The sequence below is a fragment of the Frankia sp. KB5 genome (assembly GCF_002099325.1).
GTDB classification, from domain to species: Bacteria; Actinomycetota; Actinomycetes; order Frankiales; family Frankiaceae; genus Frankia; species Frankia casuarinae.
Genome location: NZ_MRUJ01000177.1, coordinates 1 through 20606, shown reverse-complemented (window position 1 = coordinate 20606; position 20606 = coordinate 1). Strand labels below are relative to the sequence as shown.

The 20606-nt window shown below is 70.7% G+C and carries 18 protein-coding genes and 1 tRNA gene; 7 read left to right on the top strand and 12 right to left on the bottom strand.

Features of this window, described 5'->3' with window-relative positions; all coding sequences use genetic code 11:
- Positions 1-14: 14 nt before the first annotated feature.
- Genes KBI5_RS17200 through nth form a run of 4 tightly spaced genes read right to left on the bottom strand, consistent with a single transcriptional unit; the run spans position 15 to position 3375 of the window.
- Positions 15-1199: a MarP family serine protease gene (locus tag KBI5_RS17200; RefSeq protein ID WP_085015822.1), complete on the bottom strand. Its 1185-nt coding sequence runs from the start codon at positions 1197-1199 to the stop codon at positions 15-17.
- A gap of 18 nt (positions 1200-1217) precedes the next feature.
- Entirely contained in the window at positions 1218-1778 is a 561-nt protein-coding gene (locus tag KBI5_RS17195) for a hypothetical protein (protein ID WP_347272517.1), read from the bottom strand.
- Complete coding sequence (locus tag KBI5_RS17190; protein ID WP_043590884.1) at positions 1778-2644, bottom strand: CoA pyrophosphatase; 867 nt, start codon at positions 2642-2644, stop codon at positions 1778-1780. The genes KBI5_RS17195 and KBI5_RS17190 overlap by 1 nt, the downstream gene beginning before the upstream one ends.
- A complete protein-coding gene (gene nth, locus KBI5_RS17185; protein WP_085015821.1) occupies positions 2641-3375 on the bottom strand; it encodes an endonuclease III in 735 nt (244 codons plus the stop codon). The genes KBI5_RS17190 and nth overlap by 4 nt, the downstream gene beginning before the upstream one ends.
- Before the next feature lie 144 nt (positions 3376-3519).
- Here nth and KBI5_RS17180 point away from each other — a divergent pair, with 144 nt between their 5' ends.
- Together KBI5_RS17180 and KBI5_RS17175 are read left to right on the top strand one after the other, a co-directional pair.
- On the top strand, positions 3520-3756 hold the full coding sequence (locus KBI5_RS17180) for a hypothetical protein (protein WP_085015826.1): 237 nt from the start codon (positions 3520-3522) through the stop codon (positions 3754-3756).
- 150 nt (positions 3757-3906) lie between these two features.
- A complete protein-coding gene (locus tag KBI5_RS17175) occupies positions 3907-4596 on the top strand; it encodes a Crp/Fnr family transcriptional regulator (RefSeq protein ID WP_035729396.1) in 690 nt (229 codons plus the stop codon).
- Between the two features lie 90 nt (positions 4597-4686).
- Here KBI5_RS17175 and KBI5_RS17170 read toward each other — a convergent pair whose 3' ends face one another.
- The 5 genes from KBI5_RS17170 to KBI5_RS25490 form a co-directional block, all read right to left on the bottom strand.
- Entirely contained in the window at positions 4687-8301 is a 3615-nt protein-coding gene (locus KBI5_RS17170; RefSeq protein WP_085015820.1) for a tetratricopeptide repeat protein, read from the bottom strand.
- A gap of 315 nt (positions 8302-8616) precedes the next feature.
- Positions 8617-9486 carry an MBL fold metallo-hydrolase gene (locus KBI5_RS17165; RefSeq protein WP_011438638.1) on the bottom strand — a complete coding sequence of 290 codons (870 nt, stop codon included), beginning with the start codon at positions 9484-9486 and terminating at the stop codon, positions 8617-8619.
- Positions 9487-9488: 2 nt separating this feature from the next.
- Complete coding sequence (locus tag KBI5_RS17160; RefSeq protein ID WP_011438637.1) at positions 9489-10436, bottom strand: NUDIX hydrolase; 948 nt, start codon at positions 10434-10436, stop codon at positions 9489-9491.
- 100 nt (positions 10437-10536) lie between these two features.
- Positions 10537-11001, bottom strand: coding sequence for a RidA family protein (locus KBI5_RS17155; RefSeq protein WP_011438636.1), 465 nt, complete (start codon positions 10999-11001; stop codon positions 10537-10539).
- Position 11002: 1 nt separating this feature from the next.
- The gene (locus KBI5_RS25490; protein WP_023840716.1) at positions 11003-11167 is read right to left on the bottom strand and encodes a DUF4177 domain-containing protein; all 165 of its coding nucleotides are present in this window, start codon (positions 11165-11167) and stop codon (positions 11003-11005) included.
- 229 nt (positions 11168-11396) lie between these two features.
- Here KBI5_RS25490 and KBI5_RS17150 point away from each other — a divergent pair, with 229 nt between their 5' ends.
- Together KBI5_RS17150 and KBI5_RS17145 are read left to right on the top strand one after the other, a co-directional pair.
- Positions 11397-12431, top strand: a complete 1035-nt coding sequence (locus KBI5_RS17150; RefSeq protein ID WP_304413232.1) for an ArsA-related P-loop ATPase — start codon at positions 11397-11399, stop codon at positions 12429-12431.
- Positions 12428-13720, top strand: a complete 1293-nt coding sequence (locus KBI5_RS17145; RefSeq protein ID WP_011438633.1) for an ArsA family ATPase — start codon at positions 12428-12430, stop codon at positions 13718-13720. Before KBI5_RS17150 ends, KBI5_RS17145 begins: the two co-directional genes overlap by 4 nt.
- A 153-nt stretch (positions 13721-13873) precedes the next feature.
- Here the strand turns inward: KBI5_RS17145 and KBI5_RS17140 are convergent, their stop codons facing one another.
- Entirely contained in the window at positions 13874-14230 is a 357-nt protein-coding gene (locus KBI5_RS17140) for a WhiB family transcriptional regulator (protein ID WP_011438632.1), read from the bottom strand.
- Positions 14231-14783: 553 nt separating this feature from the next.
- On the opposite strand from KBI5_RS17140, the gene KBI5_RS17135 reads away from it, so the two are divergent.
- A complete protein-coding gene (locus KBI5_RS17135; RefSeq protein WP_085015819.1) occupies positions 14784-17417 on the top strand; it encodes a penicillin-binding protein in 2634 nt (877 codons plus the stop codon).
- A gap of 18 nt (positions 17418-17435) precedes the next feature.
- Here KBI5_RS17135 and KBI5_RS17130 read toward each other — a convergent pair whose 3' ends face one another.
- Positions 17436-17894 carry a GatB/YqeY domain-containing protein gene (locus KBI5_RS17130; protein WP_011438630.1) on the bottom strand — a complete coding sequence of 153 codons (459 nt, stop codon included), beginning with the start codon at positions 17892-17894 and terminating at the stop codon, positions 17436-17438.
- A gap of 155 nt (positions 17895-18049) precedes the next feature.
- On the opposite strand from KBI5_RS17130, the gene KBI5_RS17125 reads away from it, so the two are divergent.
- Complete coding sequence (locus tag KBI5_RS17125) at positions 18050-18982, top strand: metallophosphoesterase (protein ID WP_085015825.1); 933 nt, start codon at positions 18050-18052, stop codon at positions 18980-18982.
- A gap of 27 nt (positions 18983-19009) precedes the next feature.
- Positions 19010-19086, top strand: a tRNA-Pro gene (locus KBI5_RS17120).
- Positions 19087-19373: 287 nt separating this feature from the next.
- On the opposite strand, the gene KBI5_RS17115 is transcribed toward KBI5_RS17120, so the two are convergent.
- Positions 19374-20606, bottom strand: a 1233-nt coding sequence (locus KBI5_RS17115; RefSeq protein ID WP_116289946.1) for an ABC transporter substrate-binding protein, incomplete at its 5' end; no start/stop codon positions are given.

Sequence of the window (20606 nt, the reverse complement as noted above, 5' to 3'; positions counted from 1 at the left end):
GGGAGTACGGGAGGTCAGTCGCACCCCTGAGTGCTCACCTCCGCCGTGGCGATCACCCCGGCGGCGGCAGGCCTGGCCACTTCGGCGGCGCTCAGGGCGTAACCGGTGTCGCTGTCGTTGACGGCCGCGGCGAACACGACGCCCAGGACGTCTCCGCTTTCGGACAACAGGGGTCCACCGGAGTTTCCCGGCAACACCCGTCCACGGACCGCGTAGATGTCGCGCAGGACGAGGCCGTGCGAGTAGATGTCCGGGGCCTGGGCGGTCTGATGGTTGCGGACGCGCGCCGCCACAGTGGTGTATGGCCCGTCCTGGGGATAACCGGCGATCACTGCGGCGTCTTCGGCCGCGGCCGGTGGGTTTGTCCGGAACCGCAGCGGCGGCCGTTGCAGGTCCGGCACGCGGAGCACGGCGACGTCCCGGTCGGGGTCGAACAGGACGACCTCGGCAGGCAGGGTGCGCGAGGCCAGCACGACCACCGGACGGTGCACTCCGGCTACGACGTGCGCGTTGGTCATCACGCRCTGCGGGGCGATGACGAACCCGGATCCCTCGACCCGTTTGTCGCAGGAGCTGGCGACGCCACGGATCTTCACGATGCTCGCCGCCGCGTTGCGGACCCCGGCAGTCCGGGTGGAAGCGGGATCGGGCGGATCGGCAGCGACGATGCGCCCGCCGCCGAGCCCGGCGAAGACCTCGGGGAAGCCGTTGTCGTCAGCCAGTTGGCGCAGGTCGGCGAATGCACTGCGGACCTCGTTGGGCATCCCGGCGTCCACGGTGGCGAGGATCCGCGATTCCCGGACCGAGTGGGCGAGGGACTCGAAGGGCGATCGATCGACGGCCGTCGCCAGCAGCCAGGCGACAAGAAGCACCGATAAGCCGGAGAGCACCGCACCCGCGGCGGCATCGACGGCCCTGCCGGGGCGCCAGGTCACCCGGTCCCGGCTGGCGACCCCGATCGCGGTGCCCGCGACCTGCCCGACCAGGGCGAGACCGAGCACGGCCAGGAGACCGACCATGGCGCCGTGGCTCTCCTGGCCGATCAGTTCGGCGAAGGGCTTCGCAACCTTGGCACCGAGCACACCACCGCCGAGGAAGCCGACGAACGACAGCGCGCCCACCAGGAAGCCCTGCCGGTACCCGGAGATCGCGAAGAGTACGACGAGCAGGAGAAGAACGATGTCCAGGACGTTGAGCACGGCGGGCGTCGGTTCGACTCAGAGGATCTTCAGTGTGGCTGTCATGTTGGGATGCAGAGTGCAGACCACCGGGTAGCTACCCGGTTCCGTCACGGAGAAGGTGATGCTCTGTGACTCTCCCGCGGAGACGATGCGCGTGTGTGCCTCGGGAATCCGCGGAATGACGAAGTTGTGCGGCGGGGACTGCGGCGCGACCGAGAAGTCGACGCGGATCCGCCCCGGCCTGGCCACCAGTTCCATCGCGGAGAAGTGCAGGTTCGGCAGGCCCGTGACGGCGAAGATCTGCAGGCCGCCCGCTCCCTCGGTGGGAGTGAGGGAGGGCCCCGTCGACGTGCCGTCCTTGCCCGAGCCTCCGCAACCCGCGGCGCCCAGGAACAGACCGAGTGCCAGCCCGAGGGCTACCGTGAGCCGGCCCAGCCGGCCCAGCCGGGTTGTCCGCCTGGTCCAGCCCGTCCGGTCCATCCAGGCCACCCGAGCGGGCGGGTGCTGGATACCATCCGGCCGTCGTGACCGCCCCTGCCGGGAGGAGTGGATGGACGGTCGCGGTCCCGCATGGTCACGGTCCGCGGTGCTGGTCATCAGCTGTGCCTCTCGTCGCAGGGCGATGCCGGTGCCGCCGGCGGGCTGGACTTGTCCAGTGGCGGGGACTTGTCCAGTGGACCGGACTGTAGCGGTGGGTGGGACGGTGCCGGTGGGTGGGACGGTGCCGGTGGGCTGGTCGTCTGTGCGGGCACGACCGGGGTCCCGCTGGTCGTGGCCCGCGCGACCGGGTAGTCGATGAGCTCGGTGTCGTTCCACGGCCGTTCCCACTCGCCGAGACGGAGAAGAACATCGAGGATGCCCGCGGTGAAGCCCCACACCAGCATGCCGCGGACCCGGAAGGCGGGTCCGGCGAGGCCGGTGCGGTGGCGCAGCATGACCCGGTTGGCCGGGTCGGCCAGCTCCGCGAGTGGCACCCGGGCGACCGACGACGTCTCGGCGGGATCGACGGGTACGACCGCGCACGGAGTATGCCACCAGCCGATCACCGGGGTCACGAGATAACGACTGGCGTGYAGGTAGAGCGGGGATGCGACGGCGAGCACCTCGACCCCCGCGGGGTCGAGCCCTACCTCCTCCTCGGCTTCGCGTAGCGCTGTGTGCACCCGCGACTCGTCTGTCGCGTCGGTGGCGCCACCGGGGAACGCGGGCTGGCTGGCATGGCTGCGCAGCTCGGCCGCCCGTTCGAGCAGGAGGATGTCCGGCCCCTCCGGGCCATCATCGCCGAACAGGATGAGTACGGCGGCCGGTCGAGCATCCGCGCCTGCATGACCCGGATGGGTCCGGCTGGTCACGAAGGCCTGCCCGGCCTTCTCCGCCAGAGCGCGCAGCCAGGCCGGGGGCGGGGGGACGGTAGTCCCGTCGGTGTCGAAGGCGCCGTCGGCGTTGGCTGGCAGCTCGGTCATCGCAGGGTTTCGACGTCGCTGYGTGTTCCCCGGACCAGCCGGGCCGCCTCGGCAGGCTCGGTGGGGCCGAGCCCGAAGGACGGRCACAGCCGGGCTAGCCCGCAGGCGCCGCAGGCCGGGCGGCGCGAGTGACAGATCCGTCGCCCATGAAAGATCATGCGATCGGAGGCGATGGTCCAGTCCCGCTGTTCGATGAGCGCCGCCAGGTCCAACTCGACCTTGACGGGGTCGGTCTGAGTGGTCAGCCCAAAGCGGCGGGACAGCCGCCCGACGTGGGTGTCGACGGTGATTCCGGGCATGTCGAACGCATGCCCGAGCACGACGTTCGCCGTCTTGCGACCGACGCCCGGCAAGGTCACCAGGGCCGCCAGCGACCGTGGAACCTCACCGTCGAAGCGTTCGGTCAGGGCCGCGCCGATGCCGATCAGCGAGTTCGCCTTGGCACGGAAGAACCCGGTCGGCCGCAGCATGTCCTCGAGTTCGGCGCGGTCCGCGCCCGCATAGCCAGCTGCGGTCCGATAACGGGCGAACACTCCGGGAGTGACCTCGTTGACCTTCTTGTCGGTGCACTGGGCCGACAAGACGGTGGCAACCAGCAGTTCGAGAGCGTTGTCGAAGTGCAACGCGATGCGGGCGTCGGGATGGATATCGCCCAGCAGACGCACTATCCGGCGAGCCCGCCGGGTCTTCGCGAGCGGGGTCTCGGCCGCGGCGTCGACGGTTGCGGGCATGTCTGGCAGCGTATCTGCCGGTCGATCCGCCCGTCCGGCGCCGCGGCCGGGTGGTCCGAACGGGCCCCGGCCAGGTGGCCAATGCGCGACACACCCACCCCCGGTCGCATGCGATGGTCGCCGGTCGGCCACCATGGAGAGGTCATGTTTGTCATTGCCGCGGTCACCTTTCCCCTGCTGCTTCTCGGCCTTCTGCTGGCGATGGAACGGGTGGAACGTCCGTTGAATGCCGCCGACACCGGTAAGGGCCTCGAGGGCTTCCTCGACAACGCCCGGCCGGACGAGGTCAGCACCTTCGTCAATCAGGGCCTCCCCGCCGCGTTGKAGCGCTACCGGCGGCGCCTGCGCCGACCGCCGCCGGGCAAGCATCGAGCCGCCTGACCGCGCGGGGCTAGGCCGTGTCGATCGGCCCGTCGGGTCCGGGTCGGGCCGTGTCGATCGGCCCGTCGGAGCCCTGTCGATCGGCCTGTCGGGGCCATCTGGGGGTCCCTGGCCGTGCTCTCTGCCGATAGTCCTGGCATGCTCAGGACCGTGGAGGATCTGCTTGCCCGTGTACCACTGTTCGTAGGGCTGTCYGAGCAGGACCGAATGGCCCTCTCCGACCATCTTGATCGGCAGGATGTCACCCGTGGGGACGTGCTGTTCCGTGAAGGAGATGTCGGGGACCGGGTCTTCATCGTCCTGTCCGGAAAGGTGAAGATAGGACGTCAGTCGGCCGACGGCCGGGAGAACCTGCTGTCCGTGATGGGTCCCGGAGACTTGTTCGGGGAGCTGTCGTTGTTCGACCCCGGCCCACGCACGGCTACCGCTACGGCAGTCACGGATGCATCGTTGCTGTTGCTGGAACATACCGCGTTGCGTCCCTGGCTGCGATCACGCCCGGAGGCGGGCGCGATGCTCCTGCGGGAGCTGGCCCGCCGGTTGCGGCGTACCAACGACAACGTTGCCGACATGGTGTTCACGGATGTGCCGGGGCGAGTGGCGAAAGCCCTCCTCGACTTGGCGGAACGCTTCGGCGAGCCGGCACAGCCCGGCAACGAGGCCGCCGGTGTCCGTGTCGAGCACGGACTCACGCAGGAGGAACTGGCCCAGCTGGTGGGCGCGTCCCGGGAGACGGTGAACAAGGCGCTCGCCGACTTCGCCACCCGGGGCTGGCTGCGCCTGGACTCCCGCGCGGTCGTGCTGCTCGATCGCGAACGCCTCTCCCGCCGCGCACGCTGAGACCGGCGACCGGCTCGAGGTCCCGCCGGGGCCTCGAGCGCCGGTTGACGCGCGCAAGGCCCGGCCACGGGAGGTGACCGCTCCAGCGGTTCATCCGGCCGTCCCGGCCAGGCCCGCGGGAGTGATGGTCGCGCCGTCGGCGGCCCCGCTGACCGGCAGTCTCGCCAGCAGCCTGCGGGTCTGCGGCGCCTCGCTGACAGCCCCCGTGGCGGTCGCGGCCGCCAGCGCCCGCAGATAGGCGGCACGACCGCCTTCCAGATCGCCGTTGGCCACCAGCGCGGTGCCGAGCGCGCGGTAACCGAGCACCTGGGCGCGTACGTCCTCGGCATCCACGTTGACCGCGCGCCGGGCCACGGTGAGAGCCTGGGTGGGCTGCCCGGCATCCAACAGGATGCCGGCGAGATGGGCGTACGCCTGCCGGCGGGGGAACATCAGGGTTGCCGGTTCGCTTGCCGACAACGCCTCCCGCAACAGCTCGGTCGCCTCATCGAGCCGCCCGCGGGCCCGGGCGATCTGCGCGACCAGTACCTTTGCCCCGAGCTGGGCATGCGGGCGCAGCTCCAGCTGCGCGAGGTCCGCCTGCGCGATCTCGGCGGCCTGCCCAGCCTTGTCCACTTCGCCGGCGTCGAGCCAGGTCAGCCCGAGCAGCACCCGGGCCAGCGCGCCGACGACGACGTGCCCGCGGGCGGCCGCCTCGGCACACGCCTGTTCCAGGTACTCCGCCCCGCGGGCCGATTCGCCGGTGCCACGGGCCGCCAGCCCACGGGCGACCAGGGTCAGCATTGTTCCCCACGCGTCGCCGATGCTGGTGAACAGCTCAGCGGCCCGCTCCGCGTGGGTCTCGGCGGTGGCGATGTCGCCCAGCTCGGCGGCCGCTATCGCGTCGATGGTGAGGCAGACGGCCATCCCCCACTGCTCGCCCACGGAACTGGCTAGCTCGATCAGTTCGCGGGTGAGTTTGCGGGCCCGGGTGAGCTGCCCGGACAGCAGCAGCACCAGCGCCTCCGTGCCCCGGCACCAGCCGAGGCCGCCGGTGTCCTCGAGCCGGTCGAACACCGCGGACGCCTCGCGCAGCGTCCGCTCGGCGCGGGGATAGTCCCCCCGGGTGGTGGCGCTCCAGGCCAGGTGCTGCAACGCCCAACCGACCCCGCGGGGATCGTCGACCTGGCGGGCGATCGCGAGGGCCTCGCGGTAGCGCTCCTCCGCCGCGTCGATACGGCCAGCGTTGTATTCGAGCATGCCCAGCCGGCGCAACGCGGCGGCCTCCGCACGGTCGTCACCGGCCTGTTGGGCCGATTCCAGGGCGGTGAGCAGGCACTGCGCCGCCTCCTCGGCGCGTCCCTGCTTCTGGCGCAGCTCGCCGAGCACGGAGAAGGCGGCGGCCCGCCGGACGGGTGCGTCGGCGCGTAGCGCGGGGCGTAGCGTGCGTTCGGCCTCATCGAGCTGGCGCAGCGCGACCAGGGCCTCGGCGTGCAGCACCCGCACGACGTTGTCCTCGTTCGTGTCGATGATGCCGCGGCCCAGACGGCGCGCGTTGGCCAGCAGGTCGGCGGCAGCTCGATGATCGTCTCGGGCTAGCGCCTCGCGCGCCAGCCGGACATGTGCGTGGAACCCGGACATCCGGGATGACCAGGCTGGATCGGTGACGGGAAGGTTCATCGATGCGGCCAGGTCATAGGCCCGCAGGGCGTGGTTCGCAACGAAGGTGGAGACGGCCCGCGAGCTGCCGACCATCGCTGTCACCCCCCAGCGCGCCGCCGTGGCATGCCGACGGGCCCGCTCGACCTTGGGTAGCCCGGCGTAGGCGGCGTCGCGGGCCATGGGATGGACGAACCGCCACCTCGTCTCCGTCGCCCGGGGCGGCCGGACGAGCTGGCGCTCGGTCAGTACCCGCAGCGCGCGGGTAACCTCCTCGGCGGGCCGTTCGTCGACCACCGGCAGCGCCTCGGCGGGAAACCGCGGGCCGAGCACCGCCGCCGCGCGCAGTACCGCCTTGGCCACCGGGTCGAGATCGTCGATGCGGGCGGCCAACACCGACTGCACCCCGGCGGGAAGAGTCGCCTCCGTCAGGGAGCCCTCGAGGACCCAGCCCGGCCACTCCCCATTGGTCGTCTCGGCCGACTGGTGCAGCATTCCGCGGTCGATCAGCAGGTTGAGCAGCTCCACCAGGAAGAAGGGGTTGCCATGCACCCGGGAGAGCAGATCGGCCCGGCCGCGGGGCTCCAGCTGCACCCCGCCGAGATGATCCTGCAACAGGCGGCTGGAGGCCTCGAGGCTCAGCGGTCGCAGGGCGATGCGATGGATGTGGGGCAGTCCGGCGAGCCGTGGACCCGTCCGGTCCAGCAGCACAAGCAGAATCGGCCCGGACAACGCCGAGGCCAGCCGGCTCATCGCGTCGCTGAGCTGGCTGGTCGCCCATTCCAGATCGTCGATCATGACCAGGATGGGCCCGGAGGACGCGAGCGCGCCGAGGAGCAGGGCGACCGCGTCCACCGTCGCGTCGACGGACCGCTGTTCGGCCTCCGCGATGTGCGAGGCCCGGGCTGCCGGATCCCCCGGAGCCGCCGCGGTGGCGACGGCGGGCCGCCGGTCGAGCGGAACGCCGAGCAGCAGCAGCAGCCGGTCGGCGATGCCGGGTGGCAGCCGGGCACCGCTGTGCGGATGCGCCAGCCCCGCCACAGTTCGCCGGACGCGGTTGGCCACCCGGTCGAGAGAGTCACCGTCGGTCACCCCGCACGCGTTGCGAACGACGTCGACCAGGGGCGCCAGCCCGCGGCCGTCACCGTGCCGGACCGTCCGTCCCCAGAGCACCGTCGTGCCGGGGGTCCGCTCCGCCCGACAGGCGAGCTCGATGGCCAAGYGGGTCTTGCCGATCCCGGCCTCCCCGGTGATCAGTGCCACCTCGGGTGACTGGTTGGCGACGACCAGGTCGAACAGATCGGTCAGCGAGGCGAGCTCGGCGTCCCGGCCGAGGAACATGGCGTCGTCGGCGAGTCCGGGGCGGGCGACGTTCGACGGGCGCAGGCTCACCAGCTCATAGGCTGGGACGGGCTCCCGCTTGCCCTTGAGGACCAGGTCGGGCAGCTCTCGCCAGGTGGCCACGGACCGGGTGGCGAGCGCGGTCTCCCGACCGGCGTAGACGGTGCCGATCGTGGCCGCGGCCGACAATCGGGCGGCGGTGTTCACGGTATCGCCGATCACGGTGTAGGAGAGCGCGGCCTGCACCCCCGCGAGGACCTCGCCGGTGTTGACGCCCACCCGCAGGCCGAGCCGGCCGTCATCGTCACCCCCCGTGGAGGTGAGCACCAGCCGACGAACGGTCTCCTGCATCGCGGCGGCGGCCCGAACGGCACGTTCAGGGTCGTCCTCATGGGCGGTGGGAGCCCCGAAGACGGCCATGATGCCGTCACCGGTAAGGTTGTCGACGCGGCCGCCGACCTCGTCGATCTCGTGGGCGAGGGCGGCGAGGACCCGATCGGTCATCTCCCCGACGCGTTCCGGATCGCGATCCTCCGCCCAGGCGGTGAAGTCGGACAGATCACCGAACAGAACGGTGACGACCCGGCGCTCGGAAGCATCCACCGCGGGACTCTCGACCGAGGTGAACTCCAAGCCGCAGTGGTAGCAGAATCGTCCGCCCGGAACGGCCGCCGAGCTGCACCGGGGGCACCGTAGCGGGCCCGTGTGCGGAGCTGTGATCACCATGGCTGGGGCCTCCCGTCCGGGTGGCCGGTGGGTAGGGGGCCGGACCGGTCGCCCGGTTTTCGGCTGGTCGAAATCGTCATCCTGCGCACGGGCGGTTCCCTCCGTGCCAGAGTTTAGTGGCCTGGGTCTCCTTCCTCGAATCCCGTCTTGTCGGATGACCGACCGCAGCCGCGTCGATGCTGCTGCGATACCGCTGCGTGATATCGGCCCGGTATCTCTTAGTGGCCTCCCGGAACCTCTCGGTGGCGTGAGGCGGCCGTCCGGCTACCGCTGCCACGGACGTGCCGCTCGCCATCGGCTGGTCGACTGGGCTGATCAGGCGCCGTCGGGATGCTCCCGCAGATAGGTCAGCTGGGCGCGGACCGACAGTTCCGCCGCGAACCACAGGGCGCGGTCGACGTCCGCGTAGACCCGGCGGACCACGTCGGCCGCGTCCGCCTCCGCGGCGTCGACCCCGGCGTCCACCAGAGCACGCCGCACCTGGTCGAGCCGGTTGTGGCGGTGAGCCAGATAGCGCTCGGCCGCGCGGCCAGCCGCGGGCAGTTCGGGGCCGTGGCCGGGCAGCACGGTGGTCTCGCCGAGTTCCCGCAGCAGCCGCAGGCTGTCCAGGTAGTCACCGAGACGGCCGTCCGGGTGAGCGACCACGGTACTGCCACGCCCGAGAATCGTGTCTCCGGTCAGCACCGCCGGACCGGGCGGGAGGTCGCCGGAGGTCGGGCCCGACTCCGCCCGGTCCCGGCAATCCGCGGAGTGCTTGTCTTCCCCGAGCGGCTTGTCTTCCCCGAGTAGAAGGAACGACAACGAGTCGGCGGTGTGCCCCGGGGTGGGGAGGACCCGGAGCTCGACGCCGGCCGTGGCGATCACATCGCCGGCCGTGAGCCCCTCCGATCCCAGCCGGAAGACGGGGTCGAGCGCCCGGACCGGGGCGCCGGTGAGATCGTGCAACGTGGCCGCGCCGGCACTGTGGTCGACATGGCCGTGGGTCAGCAGAATCAGATCGACGCGGCCGGCCGCCGCGACCGTCGCCAGATGTCCGGCGTGGTCCGGGCCGGGGTCCACGACCACACACCCCTCCTCGCCGGCGGCGCGCAGGATCCAGGTGTTGGTGCCGTCGAGCGTCATCGGGCCCGGATTCGGAGCGAGAAGCACGGCGGCCAGGGGAGTGATCTGTCGGGGCACGGCCATGGCTATTGCCACGCCGGGTCGGCGGGGCCCGCATCCCGCAGGTCGTCATGGTTTCCCGGGTCGTCGTACGCCTCGTCATGCGGCAGCAGGAGGCGTGCTTCGCCGCCGCTGACCAGAATCCTCGGCATGATCGGCGACAGGTCGCGGGCGTGGGCGGCGGCCAGCACCGCCGCGACGTCGGCGTATTCGGATAGTTCGGCGAGGGTGAACGCGGTGGGTGGCAGCATGTCCATGGTCCCGGCCCTATGGCGTTCGAGGGCGTCCGCAGGGCGTATCCACTGCATCCGGTCCGCCTCGCTGGAGGGTTGGCCGGGATGCTGGCCGGTGGGAAGTGCCGCGACGAAGAACCTGGTGTCGTACCGTTGCGGCTCGATCTCGGGCGTCACCCATCTGGCCCAGGGCGCGAGGAGATCGGCCCGCAGCACGAGGGAGTATTTGCGGAGCAGGGCGCTCAGGCCGAGCTCGTGCCGTTCCAGTGCGAGGCGCTCGGCGGCCCGGACCTGATCGCTGAGCGCCTCCGGGCCGCCGCCGAGCCTGCCGTCCTCGCCCGCCACCGCGCCGGCCAGCAGGATCCCGCACTCCTCGAAGGTCTCCCGTACGGCCGCACAGACGAGCGCGCGGGCGAGTGCGGGATCGGCGTCGAGCGCGTGCATGACCTCGGCGACCGATGGGCCCGCCCAGGGCACGTCTGGCCCCATATCGGCCGGATCTACTCGTCCACCTGGGAATGCGTACATCCCACCGGCGAATGCCATGGTCGCCGCCCGGCGCAGCAGGTAGGCCTCGATCCCCTGGTTACCCGGCGCGTCGCGCAGCAGCACGACCGTCGAGGCGTCGCGCACCGCTGCGGGCGGCGCGGACGGATGGCGCGCCGTCACCCCGTCGCGGCGGCCTCCGTCGGCCGGGGACCAGCGCAGCCGAGCGATCAGGGCAGCCTTGTGGTCGACCATTGCCCAGATGCTAGAGCCGTTGGTGGCGAGGCGGGGTTTGTTTGTCCTGTTGGCCGCGGCGCGCCGCCGCAACCCCGAGGCCGGCACCGGCGGGACTGGCCTACCCCCCGAGCACCAGTTCGATCTCGACCGGTGCGCCCAGCGGCAGCGCCGAGACGCCGACGGCCGAGCGGGCATGCTGACCGGCCTCGCCGAAGACCGCTGCGAGCAGCTCACTCGCCCCGTTGACGACCGTTGGCTGGCCAGTGAAGCCGGGGGCGCTCGCGACGAATCCAACCACCTTGATGATCCGGGTGATCCCGTCGAGTCCGCCGGCCACCGACGACGCCGCCGCCAGCGCGTTGAGCGCGGCCGTCCGGGCGAGCTCCGCGGCCTGCTCGACGGTTACCTCGGCGCCCGCRCCCACCAGGCCGGTTCGGGCCAGCCGGCCGTCCACCAGCGGAAGCTGACCGGCCGTCCAGATCAGGCTGCCCGCCCGGACCGCGGGGAGGTAGGCGCCGGCCGGGGTCGGGACCGGCGGCAGCGTCAGGCCCAGCGCCGCCAGGCGTTCGCTCGGTGCGGCCATGTCAGGACTGACTCCTGGGACGCTTGAAGTAGGCGACGAGGCTCTCGGGGTTGGGACCGGGAACGATCTGGACCAGCTCCCAGCCGTCCTCACCCCAGTTGTCGAGAATCTGCTTGGTGGCGTGGATCAGTACCGGCGCCGTCACGTACTCCCACTTCGTCTGCATGACACCGGACCTTAGAGCATCGCGCCGACGGTTCCGGACACCCGTGTCACCGGGCCCGAGCCTTCGCCGCCGCATCGTTCCGGTCACCTCTCCCCACATCCCCTACCTTGGCTCGCCCCGCGGTGCGCCGCGGGTTTTCTCCCGGCTCACCACCGTGGTGGGGACCGTGCACGCGGGTACGGTCAAGCTTGTGAACGGCGAGAACACCGTGACCGACAGCGAGAACGCTGTGATCGACAGCGAGAACACCGTGATCAAGGAAGCGAGCGGCGAGGTGGCCGGTCCGTGGGACCGGCGGTTGCACATCGTCACCGGCAAGGGCGGGACCGGCAAGACGACCGTGGCCGGCGCGCTGGCCGTGGCGCTTGCGAGCGGTGGTCGTCGAGTCCTGCTCACCGAGGTCGAGGGTCGGCAGCAGATCGCGCAGCTGTTCGACACCCCTCCGTTGCCCTACCGGGAGCGCAAGGTGGCCAGCGCCCCCGGCGGCGGGGAGGTGTTCGCGTTGGCGATCGACGCGGATGAGGCCCTGCTGGAGTATCTGGAGATGTTCTACAACCTGCGGCGGGCCGGGAGGGCCCTGGACAGGATCGGCGCGGTGGACTTCGCCACGACCATCGCTCCCGGGGTTCGCGACGTGCTGCTCACCGGCAAGGTCAAGGAGGCGGTCAACCGGCCCGACGCCACCCGCCCGGGAGGGCTGGCCTACGACGCGGTGGTGCTCGACGCGCCGCCCACCGGCCGGATCACCCGGTTTCTCAATGTCACCGCGGAGGTGGCGGGGCTGGCCAAGGTCGGGCCGATCCGGGCCCAGGCCGACAGCGTGATGGCCGTGCTGGCGCCCGATCGGGCCGCCGTGCATCTGGTCACCCTCCTCGAGGAGATGCCGGTGCAGGAGACGGTGGACGGCGTGGCCGAGCTGACCCGCGCCGGCCTGCCGCTCGGCGGTGTGGTGGTCAACATGACCCGCCCACCCCTGCTGCGCGCGAAGGAGTCCCGTCTGGCCCGGCGCGGGGAGCTGGACCGGGAGGAGATTGCCGCCGGGATCAAGGAGGCTGGGATGGAGCCCACCCCTGAGCTGGTCGAGGCGCTGGCCTGGGAGGCGGCCCAGCACGCCGATCGCGTCGCGCTGGAGGCGGCTGAGCGTGCGGAGATTGCCGGGCTGGGTCGTCCCGTGTATGAGGTGCCGCTGGTCGCGGATGGCGTCGACCTCGGCACCGTCTACCGGTTCGCGGAGATGCTGCGGGCGCAGCAGATGGTGGCATGAGCCCCGCGCGCCCGTCACCCGGTGCACCACGGCGGGAACCCGGGGCACCGTCCGCCGGGCGGCGAAGGCCGGCAGCGGGGAGCGTCCGGCAGTCGGCGGCGCGTCGCGGCGGGCCGGGAGCGCGCCGGACGCGTCCGCATCCGGCCGGCGTGCCACTGCTCGACGTCGACGCGATGCTCGACACGGAACGGATCGTGGTCTGCTGTGGCTCGGGTGGGGTCGGCAAGACGACCATGGCCGCGGCGCTCGCGCTGCGGGCGGCCGAGCGCGGGCGCAACGTCGTCGTCCTGACGATCGACCCGGCGCGGCGACTCGCCCAGGCCCTGGGCCTGACCGCGCTCGACAACACCCCACGCGAGGTGGCCGGGGTCGACGGTGCCGCCGGTGGTCGTCTCGACGCGATGATGCTGGACATGAAGCGGACGTTCGACGAGATCGTCCTGGCGCACAGCACCTCCGAGCGGGCCGAGGCCCTCCTTGCCAACCCCTTCTACCAGTCGCTGTCGTCCTCCTTCGCCGGCACCCAGGAGTACATGGCGATGGAGAAGCTCGGCCAGCTCGACGCCACCGGCACGTGGGATCTGATCGTGGTCGATACGCCCCCGACCCGGTCGGCGCTGGACTTCCTCGATGCTCCGACGAGGCTCGGGGCCTTCCTCGATGGAAGGCTGCTACGACTGTTGCTCGCGCCGGCGAAGGCCGGCGGGCGGGCGTACGTGAAGGTGCTCGGCGCCGGCCTCGGCGTGTTCACCCGAGTCCTCACCAAGGTGCTCGGCGCCCAGCTGCTGACCGACGTCAGCCAGTTCGTGGCGGCGCTGGAGACGATGTTCGGTGGCTTCCGGGCGCGGGCGGAGGAGACCTACCGCCTGCTCGGCGATCCCGGCACCTCGTTCATCGTGGTCGCCGCACCCGAGGCCGCGGCGCTACGGGAGGCGTCCTACTTCGTCGATCGGCTCGATGCGGAGGGGATGCCCCTCGCCGGACTGGTCGTGAACCGGATGCACCACAGCGATGCCGAGGCGCTCAACATCGAGCGCAGCCTTGCCGCCGCCGAGAACCTCGAGGAGCACGGGGAGCATCCGCTTGCCGCCGCGGTGCTGCGCATCCACGCCGATCGGGTCCGGTTGGCGAGCCGGGAGGCGCGGCTGCGGGAGCGGTTCACCAGCGCCCACCCCGACACCCCGATAGTGGAGGTGGAGGCGTTGTCGGAAGACGTGCACGATCTCGTCGGACTGCGGGAGATCGGCGATGCGCTCGCGCGTGACGAACGGCTGGATCGGACCGCTTGATCAGCTTGATCGGCGAGCCCGGTTCATCCGGGTGAGAGAACGCGGTCGACAGCGGATGTGCGTGATCCCGGACCGGGACGACGTTGTCCTCGGGCGGGGGATAGCCGGCGAAGGATCCGATCGGCCTTGGGGACTGGTCGGACCACCGCTGAATCAGCCGGCGGAGGCCGATCTGTGGTCGGCCTGGGCGTCCGTGAGCAGCTTCCGCCAGGACGTGACGTCTGGGCGGCGACGTAGCAGCGCGCGACGTTCCCGTTCGGTCATGCCCCCCCAGACGCCGAACTCGACGTGGTTGTCGAGAGCGTCCGCGAGGCACTCGGTGCGGACAGCGCAGCCGAAGCACCGGGTCTTCACCCGGTTCTGGGCGGCGCCCTGGACGAACAGCTCATCCGGGTCGAGGTCGCGACAGGCGGCGTGAGCCGTCCAGTCGCCGTCGACGGCGGAACCCACGAGATGGGTCGTGTTGGCACGGCGTGGYGTGCTGACGGTGGAGGTCAGGCTTCTGGTCATGCCACCTGCCTTTCTTCTCGAGTCCGGGTCAGGGGGCCCGTGCGGGTGGTGACGTGGCGTTGACCCGAAACCGTACGGAGTGGCGTGGCCACGGYACAGACCCCACACGGGTGGTTGTCCAAATGACTAGTCCGGGCCATTGATCCGGATCGCCATGGTAGTGCGGTCTGTGACCTCCGTATGTCTGTTGCGTGACAATGAGGTATCGACTCAGAGATAATGTAGGTTTTTCATCGCTTCGTTTCCGTTTTGACGAGATTGCCCTAATGTGGGGCCGGAATTGAGATGACGCCCGAAAGTGGAGGTATGGAGCGTGGGCGGCGGGGCAGCGGGTGTGGAGGTTGTCACGGTCGTCCGGGGCGCGCCCGGGACCGGCAGGGTCGCCGGCCGGGGCTGGAACTGCGGCGTCCCAGCTCACGGCATTATCGGCTGCGATGGGCCGCCGCCTTGTGGCGTTCGTGGAAATCGGGGCGGCGGGGGTGGCGCTTGTTGATCAAATGTTGGCCCGTATGCTCCGACGGGTGTCCCAGCCTGGCTGGACGGAGGTCCCTGGATGACCACGCCCCCTGGGCACCCCACGCCCGGTCGTGGGCGGTTCGAGGATTCCGCCCGCGACCGTGTACCGGGGCGCCCGTACGGGCCTGACGAACTCCGCTTCGGCGACGTCGACCGGCCTGAGCCTCGTCCCATCGCATCATCGGCCCGCCGGCTGGGGTTCGTGGCCACGCGGCTGCTCGGCGCCGGCGTGATCAGCGTGGTGGCGGGGGTGCTCGTCGGCATGCTGGCCCTGCCGGTGGTGGGAGCGGCCGGACTGACCGTCAAGGGCGGCGCGGACGACTTCCTCGACCTGCCGGCCAACCTGACGGTCCCCCCGCTGGCCCAGGCGTCGCGCGTCCTCGACGCGCGGGGGAACGTCCTCGCCGTGCTGCGCGGGGAGCAGGACCGTGAGGTCGTGTCCTTGGGCCGGGTTCCGCCGGTGATGCGTCAGGCGATCATCGACATCGAGGATTCCCGGTTCTACGAGCACGACGGGCTGGATTACAAGGGTCTCGTCCGGGCGTATCTCACCAACCGGGAGAACGGCGAGGTCACCCAGGGCGGCTCGACCCTGACCCAGCAGTACGTCAAGAACGTTCTTCTGATGTCCGCGACGACGGCTGAGGCGAAGARGGCCGCGACCGAGCAGACCGTCCAGCGCAAGCTTCGGGAGGCGCGTTATGCGCTGTACCTCGAAGCCCATCTGAGCAAGGACGAGATTCTCGAGCGTTATCTCAACATCGCCTACTTCGGCGATGGTGCGTACGGGGTCCAGGTAGCCGCGCGGCACTACTTCAACGTCGACGTCGACAAGCTCACCCTGCCGCAGGCCGCGCTGCTGGCCGGCCTGGTGAAAAACCCGAACGCCTTCAACCCGGCGATACATCCGCAGGCGGCACGGGAACGGCGCAACGTAGTCCTCGACCGCATGTTCGAACTTCATCACATCGACGCGGCGGCCTTTCATCAGGCGCACGATGGCGAGGTGGTGCTCAACCGRCAGCCCCACTCGGCCGATCCCTGCGCCGACTCGACCGCGCCGTTCTTCTGCGCCCTCGTGCGCCAGCGGCTGCTGAACGACAGATCCTTCGCCCCGACGGAGGAGGACGCGCGCAGACTACTGTTCGAGGGCGGCCTCACGATCAGAACGACGCTGGACCCGGTGGCGCAACAGGCGGCGCAGTCGGCCGCGACCGAGGTCATCCCGATCGGGAACCGGGTGGCGGCGAGCGTCGCGATGGTGCAGCCGAACACCGGYCAGGTGCTCGCCCTGGCGATCAACCGGGTCTACGGACCGACGGCGGACGGACAGCCCGCCGCCCTGTCCACGGACTTCGTCCACACCAAGGAGATTTATCCCGTCGACGAGGACTCGTTCTCCCCGGGATCGACCTACAAGGTGTTCACTCTGATCTCCGCGCTCGAATCGGGACTACCGCTTTCCACGACGCTGCACGCCCCCCTCTGCTACCACTCGAACGTCTTCCCGAACCCGGATCCCCAGGGCAAGAACTGCTACGGAAACGCCGATCCCAGCGAGGACGGTTTCTACTCGTTGACGACCGCAACCTGGTCATCGGTCAACACCTACTACATCCAGCTCGCCGAGAAGCTGGGCGTGCTGAAGACGGCCGAGGTGGCCCGCCGTATGGGCGTCACCTCGTGCCGGATCCGGCAGCACAACAACAACGATCCCGAATGCAGGGGGGTGGACGGGATCACCCGGGTCGACGGCTCCTCCATCCTCGGATCCAACGAGATCAGCACCCTCGATCTGGCGACCGCCTACGCGACGTTGGCCGCGCGGGGCAGGAAGTGCGACGCGCGGGCCGTGCTCGCGATCACCCAGCGGGTGGGCGGGACGGACCGGCCGCTTCCCTTCGACACCGGCGCTCCCTGCCAGCAGGCGCTCGACCCGAAGATTGCGGACAAGGTCAGCGCCGTGCTGCAGGGGGTTATCAACCACGGGACGGCCAGCGGGAACGGGCAGATCGGCCGGCCGGCCGCCGGCAAGACCGGCACCGCGGAGGGGTTCAGCACCGCCTCCTTCGCGGGTTACATCCCCCAGCTCGCCGCGGCGGTGACCCTCGCGGACCCGCGCGGACCGACGTCGCATCCCCTGATTAATGTGAAGGGTCGCAACGTCTTCGGTGGCGGATATCCCGCCCAGGTGTGGTCCCGCACGATGATCCGGACGATCGCCGGTCTCGGACTACCGGTCGAACCGCTGCCGACCCCGGACGACACCCAACCCGAGGTGCCGACGAAGGCACTGCCGGACGTGGTCGGGCAGCCGCAGCAGGTCGCCGAGCAGACGCTCGTCCAGCTGGGCTTCCATGTCAGGTCGCAGCCGGTCCCGCATCCGGCGCCCCCCGGCACCGTCGTGGCGATGTCGCCCGCCCCGGGCAGCGAGGTCTCGCTCAACACCGAGGTCACCCTGCAGATCTCCGGGGGGCTGACCGGCACGGCCGTCCTGCCGGGTGGATCGACGCTACCCGGCTTCGGAGCGCTCGCCCAGCCGAATGACGGCCAACCGGCCGGGGGCGGCCAGCCGGGCACGGATCTGCGTCGGCAGCTGAACGCTTCAGGCGGCTCGGGGCCGTTGGACGGGACGGATGGCCGGGGCCAGGGCGGGCGCCGGCGGCGCTGAGCGGGCCACGCGGCTCGTTCAGCCGCCCGCCAACCGGGCCTTCACGAGTGCGGCGACCCGGCCGCCGTCGGCCCGGCCGCCGACCGCGGCCTGCACGGACTTCATGGCGGGACCGATCGCTCGTGGACCGCTGACATCCAGACCCGCGAGTACCTGGTCGATGATCGTGGCCAGTTCGTCGTCGCCGAGCTGCTTCGGCAGGTACTCCTCGAGCACCTCGCCCTCGGCCCGCTCTCGGTCCGCCTGGTCGCCGCGACCGGCCGCGGCGTAGGCGTCGGCCGCCTCCCGGCGCTTCTTCACCTCGCGGGTCAGGACCTTCGAGACCTCCGGGTCGTCGAGGACCCGCGCGGAGCTGCCGGCCACCTCCGCATCCTTCACCGCGGCCAGGGCCAGCCGCAGAGTGGACGTCCGCAGCTCGTCACGGGACTTCATCGCGACGGTCAAATCGGCGCGCAGACGTTCCTTGAGGGTGCTCATAACCACCGGAGCCTATGGTCTGCGGGCAGGGTGGTCACGCCGGTTCCGTCGGCGGGGCGCCCGGTGGTGCGCGGCGCCCGGTGGTGCGCGGCGCGGCGCGCGGAACCGGGCCGGGTGGCGGCAGGTCCCCGCCCGCGGTGGGTGAGACTGGGACGATGAACGCACGTCACACAGCGGCGAGGACTCTCGTGGGTGTCGCGGCGGTGGGGGCGCTCGTGTCGGCCTACGGCGGGTTGTACGAGCGCACGGCGTACACCCTGCGGAGGGTGCGGATCCCGGTGCTGTTGGCCGGCGCGCGCCCCCTGCGCGTGCTGCACATCTCCGACCTGCACGTCACCCCCCGTCAGTACGGCAAGCTCGCCTGGTTGGGGGACCTGGCCCGGCTCGTCCCCGACCTGGTCGCCCTGACCGGTGACGTGCTGTCTGCGGCCGATGCCCGGGATCCCCTGCTCGCCGCGCTGGAGCCGCTCTACTCGTTTCCCGGGGTCTTCGTACCGGGGAACAACGACTACTTCGTCCCGACCCTGAAGAGCCCGCACCGCTACCTCCGGCGGGGCGACGAGGCCCATCCCAGGGGCGCTCCGCTGGACTGGGCGGCTTTCGCCGGTGGTCTCGCCGCCGCCAGCGGGTGGRCCGAGCTGACCAACGTGCGGGCGGTCATCGAGGTCGGCGGTCGCCGGATCGACCTGCGTGGCGTGGACGACGCCCGGCTGCGCCGCGACCAGCTCGCGGTCGTGACCGGCCCCCCGGAGCCCGGCGTTGAGCTCGCGTTGGGACTGTCGCACACCCCGGAACCGCGGGTCCTCGACGCGTTCACAGCGGACGGGGTGGGGCTCACCCTTTCGGGGCACACGCACGGGGGTCAGATCCGGCTGCCCCGGGTCGGGGCGCTCGTGACCAACTGCGGGCTGGACCGGGCCCGGGTTCGCGGGCTGTCCCGTCACGAGGTCGACGGGCGGTCGTCCTGGCTGCACGTGTCGTCCGGGCTGGGCACGTCCCCGTTCGCGCCGCTGCGCCTCGGCTGCCGGCCGGAGGCGACCCTRCTCACCCTGGTGCCGGCCGGCGACCCCACCCCGTCGGACCACTGAGCCGTCGGGTATGCTTCATCTCGGTCGCGGGGTGTGGCGCAGCTTGGTAGCGCGCTTCGTTCGGGACGAAGAGGTCGTGGGTTCGAATCCCGMCACCCCGACCAGATGACGCGTTGCAGCCCCGTCTCCCCAGCAGGGAGGCGGGGTTTTTGCCGCCCAGGGGGTCGGCCGTTCCTGAACGTCCTACCCGGTTGCCCGTCCACCCCACGGCCGYTCTCCCTTACCCGCGTATCTTCCTCGGCCGCGGGCACCGAGCCGGCAGCCGGGCGCTGGCAGGGCACCGATCGGCCTGCCGTCTTCGGTCGATCGCCGCCCTRCCGCGTTGCGCGGCTAGGATTCGGCGGTCTGATCGAGGCGAAGGCCGAAAGGCTCCCCACGGAAGGCGCATTGTTCAGTTGATCAAATTACCGCAACGGGCCGTGGACTGCAGCGGTRCGAAATGACTGCCGTCGCCGCTGATGCGCATGAAATAATAGCAGTTGCCGAGTTGGCCGCGGTTTTTCGCGAGATCAACCGGCTTGGGGAGCAGGCCAGTGCCGTCGTAGTCGTGCACGGAGTGCAGACCCTGTAGGAACGACTGGTGGGTCGGGCAGGCGCCGGCGGCTTGCAGGCCGTGCAGGAACAGATCGGCGGACAACCAACCGAAGACCGCGCTTTCCTGCTCCGGCGGCTGGGTCTGCGGAGAGTAGCGGGTCATCGCGGCGAGCAGCCGCTGATGCGCGGGGGTGTTCAGCTCGAACGGGACGAAGCTGATGTAGATGTTGGTGCCGGCCAGGGCCGGGCCGAGATCGGTCAGCAGGGCCCGATCGTAGCCGAGCGAGAGGAGCACCGTCTTGAGGTTCACGCCGGCGGCACGGGCCGCGGGGAGGATCTGAGTGAGGACGTCCGGGGTGATGACGCCGGTAAGGGTGTCGATGTTAGCCGCCTTCATTTGYCTGGCCAACGCCTCGAAGCTGGTCGTCTCCGCGGTCACCTCGAAGTTTATGTCCACGCTGACACCGGCCGCTTGCAGGCTGTCAACGAGCTGCCGATGATAGTCGTGCACGGCAGCGTTCAACGCTACGTCGACCATGGCGCTCCGGGTTCCCCCCTCACCGCGAATGAAATCCCCCCAGACGGTGGACGACCCGGCCGGGACTGTATAGTGATGCCACGAGACCATGTTCTCGTGCGCGGCCCAGACGGGTTCGGCTCCCAGTCCGACGATCGGCACGTTCAGATCCGCGAGGTACTGGGCTGAGCCGGAGACCGCACCCAGTCCTTCTATGATGCCGARGACCTCTTCCTTCTGGACGAGCTCGCGGGCCGCGGCGAGGTTCAACTGGGGGTCGGAGACATCATCCCGCCAGCTGTAGACAATCTTCCGCCCGTTGACGCCGCCTGCGGCGTTGGCTTCGCCGAAACGTGCATCGATTCCGGCCCGGAACGCGCGCATACTGTGCGCGAACGGCCCGGTGTCAGGGAAAAGAACGCCGGCCTTGATCTCGGTCTCAGTTATGCCCGGTGTGGCGCAGGCAGCTGTTCCGGTGCGTCCGGTGGAATCCTCCGAAGCGGTGCACGCAACCAGTCCGATCAGGCTAATCAGGATAGAGATCAGTGCAGTCGACCGTAATAACGGGCTCTG